The 12,761-nt window shown below is 39.1% G+C and carries 15 protein-coding genes; 5 read left to right on the top strand and 10 right to left on the bottom strand.

Annotated features, from left to right (window positions below):
* Positions 1–298 precede the first annotated feature (298 nt).
* The 6 genes from IW510_RS11625 to IW510_RS11650 form a co-directional block, all read right to left on the bottom strand.
* The gene (locus IW510_RS11625) at positions 299–1,216 is read right to left on the bottom strand and encodes a helix-turn-helix domain-containing protein (protein ID WP_202059788.1); all 918 of its coding nucleotides are present in this window, start codon (positions 1,214–1,216) and stop codon (positions 299–301) included.
* A gap of 656 nt (positions 1,217–1,872) precedes the next feature.
* On the bottom strand, positions 1,873–2,493 hold the full coding sequence (locus IW510_RS11630) for a GyrI-like domain-containing protein (RefSeq protein ID WP_202059790.1): 621 nt from the start codon (positions 2,491–2,493) through the stop codon (positions 1,873–1,875).
* 149 nt (positions 2,494–2,642) lie between these two features.
* Positions 2,643–3,203, bottom strand: coding sequence for a helix-turn-helix transcriptional regulator (locus IW510_RS11635; RefSeq protein ID WP_202059791.1), 561 nt, complete (start codon positions 3,201–3,203; stop codon positions 2,643–2,645).
* 251 nt (positions 3,204–3,454) lie between these two features.
* Positions 3,455–4,285 (bottom strand): class I SAM-dependent methyltransferase, encoded by an 831-nt coding sequence (locus tag IW510_RS11640; RefSeq protein ID WP_202059793.1) that lies wholly within the window; start codon positions 4,283–4,285, stop codon positions 3,455–3,457.
* A 335-nt stretch (positions 4,286–4,620) separates the two neighbouring features.
* On the bottom strand, positions 4,621–5,187 hold the full coding sequence (locus IW510_RS11645; RefSeq protein WP_202059795.1) for a DNA-3-methyladenine glycosylase I: 567 nt from the start codon (positions 5,185–5,187) through the stop codon (positions 4,621–4,623).
* Between the two features lie 260 nt (positions 5,188–5,447).
* On the bottom strand, positions 5,448–6,176 hold the full coding sequence (locus IW510_RS11650; protein ID WP_202059979.1) for a C39 family peptidase: 729 nt from the start codon (positions 6,174–6,176) through the stop codon (positions 5,448–5,450).
* A gap of 232 nt (positions 6,177–6,408) precedes the next feature.
* Here IW510_RS11650 and IW510_RS11655 point away from each other — a divergent pair, with 232 nt between their 5' ends.
* Both IW510_RS11655 and IW510_RS11660 read left to right on the top strand, forming a co-directional pair.
* Entirely contained in the window at positions 6,409–6,774 is a 366-nt protein-coding gene (locus tag IW510_RS11655; protein WP_202059797.1) for a hypothetical protein, read from the top strand.
* A 518-nt stretch (positions 6,775–7,292) separates the two neighbouring features.
* The gene (locus IW510_RS11660) at positions 7,293–8,057 is read left to right on the top strand and encodes a CAMP factor family pore-forming toxin (RefSeq protein WP_202059799.1); all 765 of its coding nucleotides are present in this window, start codon (positions 7,293–7,295) and stop codon (positions 8,055–8,057) included.
* A 116-nt stretch (positions 8,058–8,173) separates the two neighbouring features.
* Here the strand turns inward: IW510_RS11660 and thiT are convergent, their stop codons facing one another.
* Complete coding sequence (gene thiT / locus IW510_RS11665; protein ID WP_202059801.1) at positions 8,174–8,782, bottom strand: energy-coupled thiamine transporter ThiT; 609 nt, start codon at positions 8,780–8,782, stop codon at positions 8,174–8,176.
* A 446-nt stretch (positions 8,783–9,228) separates the two neighbouring features.
* On the opposite strand from thiT, the gene IW510_RS11670 reads away from it, so the two are divergent.
* A complete protein-coding gene (locus tag IW510_RS11670) occupies positions 9,229–9,612 on the top strand; it encodes an ACT domain-containing protein (protein ID WP_202059803.1) in 384 nt (127 codons plus the stop codon).
* A gap of 88 nt (positions 9,613–9,700) precedes the next feature.
* Positions 9,701–10,090, top strand: coding sequence for a DUF1622 domain-containing protein (locus tag IW510_RS11675; protein ID WP_202059805.1), 390 nt, complete (start codon positions 9,701–9,703; stop codon positions 10,088–10,090).
* A gap of 23 nt (positions 10,091–10,113) precedes the next feature.
* Here the strand turns inward: IW510_RS11675 and IW510_RS11680 are convergent, their stop codons facing one another.
* Entirely contained in the window at positions 10,114–10,896 is a 783-nt protein-coding gene (locus IW510_RS11680) for a hypothetical protein (RefSeq protein ID WP_202059807.1), read from the bottom strand.
* Between the two features lie 228 nt (positions 10,897–11,124).
* On the opposite strand from IW510_RS11680, the gene IW510_RS11685 reads away from it, so the two are divergent.
* Positions 11,125–11,868 (top strand): class A sortase, encoded by a 744-nt coding sequence (locus IW510_RS11685; RefSeq protein ID WP_202059809.1) that lies wholly within the window; start codon positions 11,125–11,127, stop codon positions 11,866–11,868.
* A gap of 66 nt (positions 11,869–11,934) precedes the next feature.
* Here IW510_RS11685 and IW510_RS11690 read toward each other — a convergent pair whose 3' ends face one another.
* Together IW510_RS11690 and IW510_RS11695 are read right to left on the bottom strand one after the other, a co-directional pair.
* Positions 11,935–12,156: a hypothetical protein gene (locus tag IW510_RS11690; RefSeq protein WP_202059811.1), complete on the bottom strand. Its 222-nt coding sequence runs from the start codon at positions 12,154–12,156 to the stop codon at positions 11,935–11,937.
* 131 nt (positions 12,157–12,287) lie between these two features.
* Positions 12,288–12,752: a low molecular weight protein-tyrosine-phosphatase gene (locus IW510_RS11695; protein WP_202059813.1), complete on the bottom strand. Its 465-nt coding sequence runs from the start codon at positions 12,750–12,752 to the stop codon at positions 12,288–12,290.
* Positions 12,753–12,761: the final 9 nt, after the last annotated feature.

Here is a 12,761-nt window from a genome sequence, read left to right on the forward strand (position 1 = left end):
TTCGCAGTCTACTACTACCTATGACATCCATGTCATTTACATTCTTATTTCAATTCACTATAATGAGCTCATCCATTCAAAAGAACAAAGAAGTGTGAGAAAGGGTGTTGCATAAGTCAGATTAAAAAAAGAAAGAAGCAGTAAATGAATAAGTAAAAGCGTTGTTGACAAAGGTTGAATAATAGAAAGATTCATTAAATAAAAAAACGAGTAGAAAAGTAAACAGGCAACACATAGATAAAAGGGTCGAACGCACGGTATCTCTTATGGGTGAGGTAGATACCGTGCGTTCTTTGTGTTACTCTCGGCGTTGAAACTCCTGTAAATCGAGATTCCATTCAGCCATTATTTTCTCGCTTAGCATTTCGTCGTCAAACAACTTGGCACATTGTGCACCATCTAAATACTTTTGTTTTGCTGTTTCAATATTTCTCTGTGAGAAAAGCCAGTACTTACCTTCGTACATATCAATTGCCGGTTTTTTTGAAAAATCCTGATTTATCTTCATGATTCCATTAGCAATTGTTACAGCGTCAATAATTTTGTCATAGTTATTATTTTCCATAAAAACACCAACCGCTACCATCACTGTCCTAAGTAATTGAAATTGTTCTATATCTACGGCATAATCCGCTTGATTACATAAGTTCTGAAACAATCTCATAAATGTTTTTTCATTGTAGTCTTTATAATGGATATAAAGAAAATAGAGTTCAATAATCAATAAATCATTAACAGAGTATTCCTTTCTTTTTAAAACTTGGGAGAAATATTCACCCAGAATTCCATTACCAAATGCTACATTATCTGTTAATGCAACATCTGTTGACGTCCGCTGTACATCTATTGTCAATTGTTCTTCCTCAGGCAAATCATCATAATAGTTTTCATATATCTCATTGAACAAATCCTCTTTTCGAGCAATTCTTTCCTTATCCTTATATGTAAAAAAATTACATAATCTTTTTTTCAACTGCAAATACCTTTTCGGCAGCTCTACATATTTCCTATCAACCAACGCTGCTACTGACACAGAAAGTTGTTCAGCGATATACTCAATCTTTGGCAAGGTTGGCAGTGATTCGCCGGCTTCGATTCGTGCCAATTGCCGAACCGTCAGCTCTTCCTCACCACCGCACAGCTCACCTCTTGAAAGTTTTTTCTCTTCCCGCAACTTCTTTATCTTGCTTCCCAACATCTTTTTACGATCCAACATCCTGCTCTTCCTTTCAGTAAAAATACATCCTTTTATTCGATAAGTATAGCATAGTAAGAAAAGCTGAACGAACTTGTCCAGCTTCCGAATAATAGGACAAAGCCAGATACCTAATTGGCTAGCTCCTTTTTCTGGTGTAACTGCTCTTTTAAGTGACGCAGTTACTAGCAGCCTCGCTTCGCATCCCATTCTACTAACAGTTCCTACACAAGTAGAACTGGCAATGTTCTTTACCATGAGATACGTTTTGGCTTATTGTTGAGAGAAGCTGACTCGTGAAGCTAGACAAACAAAAAAGCGGAACAGAGCGGGAACTTCTAAGCAATATAGGAACTTAACTCCAACTGGCTAGCTCCTTTTAATGGAGTAACTGCTTCTTCAAGCAGAGCAGTTACTCTCAAACTCGCTTCGCATACCATTCTACTAGCAGTTCCTACACAAGTAGAACTGGCAATGTCCTTTATCATCGAAGACAAGTTATCTTATTGCCGAAGAAGTTGCTCTGTGAAGCTAGACAACCTCCTGATGATTTCCTTCCTAATCCTTCGTATCACTGAACTCACAGCCATAAAAATTCTATAATCTCTTTGTAGTCAAAAAGACACCCGCCTTTTCAAGCGGGTGTCTAATAACCAAATACGCTTTTATATCAAATCTTACTCAACAAAATACCGCAGCACAGTTTTCATTTTTTCTTTTTCTGTTTTTCTCGCATCCGTTAGATAAATTTCTTTATGTGCCAGAGTACGACGAGTGAGGCCTTTTTCTTTGCAGAATTGATCCATTTGTTCAAAGCTGGCCGGCTCGTCGTCATACGACCCTAGATGCAGCATCTGAACACATTGTCCGTCCTCCAGCTCTTCAAACTGTACATTTACATTTTGTGGATGTGGTTTCTTTTTGCTCACCTGTTCTTTATTCATCAGCGCCAGTTCCTCTGTCACAAACTCCGGTTGTCGAATCATAATTTTGTAAATCAAATCATCTTTACTGAAGCTGCCATCTCCACGAACATCCTCTTTATCCAATGTCCAAATTCCTTCCAGCGGATACACCGTATATTCCATATATCCCTCAGGTGTCAGTCCATTTTTTGGCATCATGCGGATACCATAGGACACGGCATATAATACAGCAATATGCTCCCCGAACGTCTCATCATTCGGATTTCCCTTACCGGAAATTGTATAGAATTTTTGCTTTGGTACAACTAATTCTGATGGCTCCTGCTTCGGTAAATAGAGTGCCTTTTCCTTTTTACGCCATTCGTGTTTCATGTGTTCTCCTCCTAGATGCTTTCTCTCGAGTAACTATCTCTTCCCGTCTATTATAAACCATGACGTTAAGGTACGAGTCAACAGATTATCTGAAAAATTCCAGAGACAAAAAAATCATCAAAATCACAATCGATTTTGATGATTTTTTCTTAGAATAACGTCAACACAATATACGCCAATACCGCCGTCAGCACTGCTGCACCAATTGGATACAAGATGCGTTGCTGCTTTAGTTTCTTCTTTTCAGCTGCTTTTTCTGCCGGCGTCATTTCCTCGTCCTTCATAAAGTTCAATATTTCTGTGTAGGTTTGGACATTGTATTTTTTCTTCATTCTTTCTACTGCCAGAGCAGCAACCATTGCAATTGCCCAGCTTAACGCGGGTGCAATGGCTCCCAACCAGCCAAAGCTTCGAACCAACGGCAATGTTGCAATCATTAGAACAAAGCCTCCAATCATGATCCCTGCTAAAACATTCATTTTTCTGATTTCTACTGTCTTTTTCATCATTGGAACATCTCCTCTCACTAATTCGTCGAGAGAGACTTCAAAATAATCACTCAGCAGCAGCAAACTCTGCAAATCAGGATAGCTTCTTCCGGTTTCCCAGTTCGACACCGTCTGTCTCGATACATGGACGACTTCCGCCAGTCCTTCCTGAGAGAGCTGTTTTATTTTTCGATGTTTTTTTAATTGCTCACTGATTTTCATAAAATCTCCTTTCGACACCCTTAGAATAGCTGAGAGTAGTGTGCCATTCTACCAAAACTCTTTGACAACTGATAAAAAACACTGATAAAACTTTTTGACATCCTTATTGTATCAACCTTTTCGATTAAACGGTGAAAATCTTTCATTTTTTTCTAAAAAATCCCGTACGATACGCTATGATGGGCACAAGCAAAATCATTACTCTTTCCCAAGCAGAAACCCGTTATTTTATAATTTTAAAATAAGCTTCTCTACTCCTTTTTCGCAACAATCGCAATTGTTTCAGCGGATGCATCATACTTTCTTCCCGCCACATCTTGATAGTACGCTTGAACAGTAAACCCGGCTTCTTCCAGTTCCTCCGTCAGAGTATCCCTTGTCGAGAAGTATTTCCAGATATTATACACTTGCATCGTATCGGCCTTTTGAACAATGGCCTGCTCCAGTACAGTATGCTGAAAATACTTTTTCGAACGATTAAAGACGACGTGCATTCCTTCTGACCAGAAATCACTTTCCTCATGAACCTGCCAAGAAGTTTCTTCCTTGAAATCTTCTAATTGCTTTGTTGTAAAATTATCCATAAGCAGCTGTCCGCCACTATTTAAGGAGGCATAGATGTTCGTCAATAATGCTTTGCGCTCCTCCTTAGAAAGGGCACCATAATCACAATAGATTAATAATGCTAAATCATAGGTCGCTTGCGGCTGCCACGTTAGATAATTTCCACAAATATAGGTGATTGGCAGACTTTTCTTTGCTGCTGAGGCTTTTCCTTGCTTGATTGAACGCTTTGAAAAATCTATTCCTGTTACGTCATACTCCTTCTCTGCCATACGTTCTGCGTAAAGCCCGGGGCCACAACCGTAATCAATTACTTTCGAGAAGCTTACCATCGGAAACTGTTGTTCTATCCACAACGCAGATGCATCAATGAATGGTTTCTTTCTACTGGCCCCTTCAAACTCCGGATTGAGATGTGCTTCCAAAAGCCGACTTGAAATATACGGGTCTGTCCAGATATTATCTGTCCCCTTCTCATAAATCTTCGGTAATCGGTACTTGCTAATTTCGTTGTTCATTTGTACTTCCTCCTATCAGACAGGACGGAAAGCCCGGTAAATCACGTTCTCCTATAAAGCTTTTCCATTTTGAGATACAAAAAAAGCCATAGAGTGATTTACTCTATGGCTTCGTAAAATAACGGAGTGATAAGAGTAAACAAAATCAATCGAAGTACACCTAAATAAACACTCCCTTTGGAATGCTGCTGTACTTCTTCTAATTGATTTTATCTACTCGCTTCCAATTCCTTCCATCCGGCTGACTACCACAGGATCAAAAGGATTCGGAGGGCCCACCGTCCTTGTCTTATTGTATTGGCTTTCAGAATACCATATTTTCATCAGAAAAAAAACTACTTTTGAGCAGTCCGCCTAAAGCAATGCGGTAAATGATCGTCGACCAAGCCCATCGCCTGCATGAAGGCATAAACGGTTGTCGTTCCCAGAAACTTAAAGCCTCTCTTTTTCAAATCCTTACTAATTTTATCTGACAGCTCAGTGGACGCCGGAACCTCAGCCATTGTCGACCATTGATTCACAATCGGTTTTCCGTCAACGAATGACCAGATATACGCATCAAAACTGCCAAACTCCTGTTGAATAGCCATAAATCGATTGGCATTAGTCACAGCAGCTGCCACCTTTAGACGATTTCTAATGACTCCCGGATTCTGTAAAAGCTCTGCCTTTTTTTCATCCGTATAGGCAGCAATCACTTGATAATCAAATTGATCATATGCTTCTGTCAGCGTTTCTCGCTTCTTCAAGATGGTTGACCAGCTCAATCCGGCCTGCATACTTTCCAATGTCAAAAACTCAAATAGTTTACGATCATCATGAACCGGAACTCCCCATTCTTCATCATGGTAAATCTGGTCCAGTTCATTACTGTTTGCCCACTCACATCGCGTTCTTTCCATAATAATCTCCTTATGCTTTTTAGTAAGAATACCATAGGAACGGATGTTCGTAAACCGAACACTGCCATTTATTTTTTTCAGCAGAAAAGGCCGCCTTATAGTAAAGCGAAAGAAGAACTGTATCTTGTATCTACAGCCCTTCCTGAAATGAAATAAACAATCTGCCATTTTTTATCATTCGCTGAACGACGAAAAACTAAGAAATGAAAAATCCGGTTCTCACTGAAAAACAGTTTCAGCACAGTTGTTTATCTATTCTATTATTTATAGATTGCCCAATAGTTCATTGCTTCACTGGTCAGCTCTTCGGCTGTATAAAGTGTTTTCGAATGCCCTTTTTCTTCTGAATCGTTTGGATCATTCAACCAGAATTTCCCATCACTGACACCTGTCAGAACCATGATATGGCCTGTTTCAGTGAATTTCCCCGGCTGAACCGAAATAATCACCGGATGTCCTTGGCTTAATTGACTTTCAACTGTAGTAATGTCTGTCAGCTCTTCAAATAAATAGCCCTTCGCTACAGCAAAGTCATTGAATATGGTCCAGTTGGTTCCTTGACCTTCAACAAAGTAATTGTTCTGCGCCCAGTCAAGTATTGCCTGCGGTAAGACCTCAGCACCATCAAGATAGGAAGCAATCATTGCCAGCGACACAATCGCACAGCCGTTTTTCTCAATGGTATTGTTTTCTCCGGTTCCATACGGCGTCGCTTTCCAGCGCTCATCTGTCTGGAGAATCAGCGGTACCTTAATACGACCGGCAAACTTATCCTGTTGAATATCTTGATTAATCTGATCAACATAGCTCAGCTGTACTTCCGGTTCCGGCGGTGTTGAAGACTCCGTTGTTTTTGTCTCTTGCTTCACTGGTTCTTTTTCTTTGAACAAACTGGAAAAACCAGCATCCATAGGTGCAACTTTACCTAGTAAGGCGCCCACTAAAGCAGCGGCTGCCAATAAGCCAATAATTAATTTTTTAGGGTTCATCCTCTGATTTTGTCCCAATAGTTTCACTCTCTCTTCTATAGAATAAATGGTCTGTAATTTCATCAATAAATGTCTCTCTTTTAATCTTACTCAATCGCTGAAAAATTGCAACTCTAAATATACTTAGAAATGGGAACATATTTTCTTGAAATTTTAACAATATTTAGTTAAAATAGGGATAACTGTAGTAAATACTCAAATAAATTATCTTTACACAATTGGAGGTAGAAGAATGGATAAAGGTCATAAATCAACAATGAAAAGTATTTCTAAGCTTATTACTCAATCTTCCCACAACTTCTTCTCGTCTTTTTTAGAGGACAGTAAAGATAAAAAGAATCAATCCAAAGATAGGGAAGAGCTATTAAAGGAGTTACAGGTAGCCGCTGCACAAAAGGCGTTAGTTGTTCTTCAGCTAAAAGGGACTTCCCCTAACCAAAAATTTGAGACAGTTTCCGGATGGATTGTTTCCAAAAATATTGTTGATACAATCATGCTAAGAACACAAAATGATGCCCAACAAATTAAAATGATCCCTGTTGAGCAAATCAAAAAAATGAGCATGCTCTCCATCGCTGACAAACGACATATCAAATAATCGACTATCATAAATAACAAGAGAATTTCCGTGCTACAGCCGTCGGAGATTCTTTTTTTTCACTCAAAATAAAAATTGGTATATGTGAAGAAATTCATTTAAATGAAAGCGTTTACTTATTAATAATTAAATGGTATACTTACTATGTAATAAGAAAGGAGGAAAAATTCTATAACACATCTACTAACTAAGTAAACGATGTAGATTGCTTCCTGCTTTAAAGCAGCCGTTGCTCTAGGCCTAAGTATCCGTTGTTCAGGAAGCTGTTGTCGCAAGCGAAGTACAGTTAGTGTACATGTTGCAAACAACTGCCTATCACTCTAAATATCGAGGTAGTTATCCGCAGAATCAAAGCAATTATCCCACAAAATGATAGCGCTATCAGATGTAAAAAAGCTATTTTAATAGTATTGATACCTTTAAAAAAATTTTTCACCATGTATTTTTAACAAGCAAAAATGCACACCTTGTCGTATGTCACTCAAGATTAAATTCGGTCAAAACCTGGAGGTATAAACATGAAAAAGATGAAATTAGTAAACGCATTGGCATTAGTAGTATTAGGAACGGGTATCGCTTACTCAGCAAGTCAGCCGGTATTCGCAGAAGAGAACCAAGTAGTCACTCAAAGTGATGCAGAAACTGTTCAACAAGAGAAAGAAAAGCTGGATGAGTTAAAGGATAAAGTAGCAGGAACATCTTATGAAGATGTGATTGATCAATTACTTCCAGTACTTGACAATATCGAGCATGATGTAAGTTTACCGGAGAAAAGCGCTCGTTTTAATCCAGTGACTATCTATGATTTAGACAGTATTGGGGCACGTCTAGAGCTTATTGTAGAAATCGGTAACGCGATTGCCTTTTCTATAGAACAACTGGACAACAAGGTGGAGCAGGCGCACCGTGAGTTGGGTGTAGAAATTGCCCACGCAATTATAAAAGTTGCGGATCCATTCGCAAGCACACAAGAAATCAAAAACCAAATCGCTTCATTGCAAAAAGTGATTGCTACAGTAATCAATTATCCCGATTTAGATTTAAATGCTAAAGCAACTGCTATTGTAAAACAAAAGCTTAGCGATGCCATCTGGCACACACGTTTTGAACGGGATAAAAAAGTTCTTGGAAAAGTACCATTTGCTGTATATAACGACTTGAACAAGGTAATCACAAAAGCAGTTGGGGTTCAGCTGGGTATCAGAACCACAGTCGGTGATGTAAACAATGCCATAAAGAGCTTAGAAGAAGCACTTGCATTCGCCATCAGCCAAGCAAAATAAATCCTTAACACCTATGCTGCGATTATCAGACCCGATAGAAGAGCATTAAAATAGAGAAAACACCTGTACAGTCATTCAATGAAAGAATTGACTGTACAGGTGTTTTATAGAATAAACTACTTATTTTGAGCCTGACCGGTGATATAGTGCCCGTCTTTCGGTAAAAACAGCTTTGGTGAAATCTTCACAACAAGCACCAAAACAGCACTGACCATCACGGCATTCGCAACAGCACTACCGCCGTTGAAAATGAAGGAATACCAATAAGGACTCATTCCTTCCGGTGCATAGGCTCCCCAGACGAATACGCCTGCCCAATAATGCCAGAACCAACGAGAAAGTGCGGCTGTCAAGCTTCCGAAAATAATGTAACGACTCGCTTTTCCAGAGTGCTCAGAAGAAATCGCCTGCTGAATTTTCCCTGAGAATAATCCGCCTAACCCTCCAAAAGCAAAGGCAAAGGGATATTCAAAAATGATTTGTGGAACTGAGATGAAGTTCTTCATTGCAGAACCTAGTACAATACTAAGCAAGCCCCAAATGAAACCAGCGGCAATCCCCGGAATTGCTCCTCGACGAAACGAAAACAGCACCAAAGGAATTAAGCCCAGTGACAAATCAAAGGCTGCATTCGCTGACTCCAGCGGAATAAACGATAGCCCCATGGCCATTGCTGCGATGATTGTTCCTTCAATCCATACACGTAAATCCATTTTTTTTGACATAAAAAATCCTCCTTAAATTAGAACGAACCATTCAACAAAGGAGGAGTAATATCTATCTACTCCATCACAACTTCCTACGCACGCATTAACGTAACAGGTTCAAGGGTTTAGAGTGACCTCATTCTCAGCAGCAAAGCTCCCCTATGTGATGGTGTTCTATTCAATTTTTAAGTCTTTTAAAGACAGGAATAGTGTAGCATAAAGAAAATGCACTGTAAATGCTTCTGCTTCCTGTTCAAAATAAATTCTATCTGTGATAGACTTGAGAAAAGAGGACACAGAAAGGCTGCTTGGTATTTCCAAGTGAAGCATGTAACCTTCTATTCTTACTGGCTGCATCGGCAAGAGAAAAGCATTATGGAACAACACATGCTATCCGTTCGACGATACCACTGTTTTACTTGCTATGCTGCAGTCCCTCAAAATGATGAAAAAGGAGATTTACTATGAACTTAAAAATCCATGATACTCTTGACTATTCTGTGATAAAATTCCCAACTGAAACAGCTGTGCCAAAGGAATTCTCGCAGTTGAAATCATTCAAAAGCATCACCTATACAGAGGAAGAATGCTCTGTAATTGTCCCTACAGATACGATTGATTTAACAACAGCTACTGCTGTAGATGCTGGGTGGTTCATTATCCAAATCGTTGGCGAGCTGGACTTCTCACTTGTCGGCATATTGACACAGCTGGCGAATCCGTTGGCCGAGAACGGCATTTCGATTTTTGCTCTATCCACCTACAATACCGATTACCTATTAATTAAAACTGTAGAAAAAGAAAAGACAGTTCAAGTACTGACCCAAGCTGGTCACGTATTTGAATAAGGGCAAAGCCTCTAAAAATAAACAACATCAACCAATACGATAGGAGCAACAGTCATCGTGAAGGTGAAAACAATAGGAAGTGATTTTTATGAACCATTTAGCTGAAACGATATTGAACGGACTGATTCCGGTCTTTGATCTATTAATCCTTGGCTTGAATATCCTGTCAATCATTATTCTGCTTTGGGGCGTTGTTCTTGCTGCTTACGAATTCTTCAAAGCAAGCTTGTCCAAGGACAAAAAACTTGTAACCGTCCGAAGCAACAACCTAATCAAAAACTTTCTTGGCAGCTATATCTTGTTGAGTTTGGAAATCTTAATTGCAGCGGATATCATGGAGTCAATCATCAAGCCGACTTTCCAAGATATTTCAAAGCTGGCAGCACTCGTTGTGATTCGTACGGTTATCTCTTACTTCCTTCATCGTGAAATAGAGGATGCTGAAAGAGAACTGAAAAAAGATGAGGAGAATCGCTAAGCGGCTCTCCTCATCTTTTTATTTTAGGCGTGCTTGGGAAATTGAATACCCAAAGGCTCTTCTGTCTCTTCAAAATGCCAAGTACGTTTTGCTGAGTTGTAAACCAGTGAGGCAATCACCGGGTCCTCTTTATAAGCCGTATTCTTCGTTTTCCATAAAGAGTCCTCAATCATATGAATAGGGATTCTTAATTCTTTGCCGCGTTCCTCCACATTATCAAAGCTGAAAACGACCCCTTCCTGTAAAATAGGCTTCATTTCTTTCAACAGCTCACCGCTCATTTTATCTATCGAAATGTTTCTTCGGAAAAAGCTTTTCTTATCATTTAGCAGTTCCAAAACGACCGCTGAAATCTTATCTGCTAATATACGATAAAACTCATCAATATAGCGATAATAGACTCTTGTCATTTGGTCTGCAAATTCAAAAAAGACAAAGTTGTTTTGTAATTTATAGAAAAATGGAGAATGCAGGCTGGTTTTGGTATGGCCAAAATATAACAGCTCGGAAATTTCTAATGGTGTCAGTTCCTTTAGCATCGCCATATCTGAAAAGTCCATCCATTTAATCTCTTCATTTTTTCTTCTGCGATTGATACTGGAGAAGTTCTGATTGACGCTATCTTCCCCACGAATAATTTTCAGTCCGCTATGGCGCTCATATTCTCCATCCTCTGTATAAGGATTCAGCAAAAGAAGGTTTTTAGGCTTGTGCACAACTGATTGAACAAAGTCCGTATGCGTAATCCCTTTGGATAAAACAGCATTACTTGTAATATCCACATGTACATAAATCAAATCCAACATTTACTGATCACCTCTTTTACAGATTTCTACTTCTTCCATTTTACATTATTTAGTGCAAAAATGCTTATTTCTTTTTGTTTAAAATTCAATTACAAAATTTGATCATTCAGTCATATTTAGACCAATTTCCAGTTTTTTTTCTGTACCTTTTTTGTTTAAGATTCAGATAAAAATCTATAGTTTCCTAGCGATTTGTGATAAACTAGTAAAAAAATAGGAGTGTGACGCATGAGTTCAAGAAAAGATACGCGGCCAAAGCCTCGTAAAAAGAAAAAGAAGACAAATTGGCTAATCAACATTTTGTTGTTCTTATTGCTTGTTGTCGGTTTAGCATTAATCTTCAATACACAAATTAGAAACTGGCTCATCCAGTTTAACGGAAAAGCATACAACGTTGAATCTTTTACCAAAGACGACGTGGCAAAAAATCTAGGGGCCGATACCACCTTTGATTTTGATTCTGTCGAATCCATCAGTACAGAAGCCGTATTAAGAGCACAATTTGAAAATAAAGACCTTCCTGTGGTTGGAGCTATTGCTATTCCCAGTGTAGAAATTAATCTGCCTATATTCAAAGGACTGTCCAATGTAGCTTTGTTAACCGGAGCTGGAACAATGAAGGAAGATCAGGAGATGGGGAAACGAAACTATGCCTTAGCCAGCCATCGTACCTTGGATGGTGTCTCATTATTTTCTCCATTGGAATACGTAGAGATTGGCAAATTAATCTATATCACTGATTTGACCAATATCTATACGTACAAAATTACTTATAAGGAAAAAGTCGATCCTAGTCGTGTAGAGCTGATTGAAGATGTCGAAGACAAAAAAATGATTACTTTGATTACCTGTGGAGATATTCAGGCAATCACTCGAATTGCTGTCCAAGGAGAGCTGGAAACCGTGACACCGATTGAAGACGCAAATGATGATATGCTTAACGCCTTCCAAATGGAACAACGAACAGCGTAACGACATACAGATAAGGGAGCAGTAGACAGCTGAAATAGCCGTTTACTGCTCCCCTTTATTTATCAATCACTGTCTTTGATGACCTCTTCTTACTCTCTGATAACTATAACGTAATGCCGAAAACAGTAACACGATAGGGTAAATGATAATACAGGCACCTAACCAATCCAACGAAAAAATTCCGGCTGCCGGCAAATGATAGGTCACTGCATAAACCAGAGGCAATCCTACTGAAAGTAACATGTAATAAAGTGTCAATTCAAACACGATGGATCTAAATGGCTGCATTTTTTCTACCCTCCATACTCATCAATTTCTGTTTTCTCTTCTACGAAAACCTACTCTTTTATTGTAAGGAGTTTCTTTCTATTCCACATCATTCTTTAGTCTGAGATTCCAGAGGAAAAAAGTCTGATTTTTTAGAGCGATGCTCGCAAAACCTCAAGCCAAGCATCTGTTCCTTGATTTACCATTTCATACGTCTCGTCAAAGTCACCTGTATAATATGGATCAGGCACTGCCTTATCTTCCTGTCCTTCGACAACCGACATAAACAAATGAATATTTCCCGTCCAATCTGTCGGCGCTATTCGCTCTAAGTCACCAACATTCGCGTGATCCATCCCAATAATATAGTCATAGGTATAGAAATCCTGCTTTGTAATTGGTGTAGAATACATGCCATCAACAGAAATTTGGTGCGCCTTCAATAGATTTCGTGTGCCACGATGCGGTGGATTCCCTTCTTCCCAGCGACTGGTTGCAGCGGACGCAACGATGAACGCCTCTGATAATCCAGCTTGACTGATTTTCTCACGCATCACAGCTTCAGCCATTGGCGAGCGGCAGATATTTCCTAGACATACAAAAAGCATTTTTCTCATTCTTGTCTC

The organism is Enterococcus sp. BWR-S5 (genome assembly GCF_016745255.1).
Taxonomy (GTDB): Bacteria; Bacillota; Bacilli; order Lactobacillales; family Enterococcaceae; genus Enterococcus_L.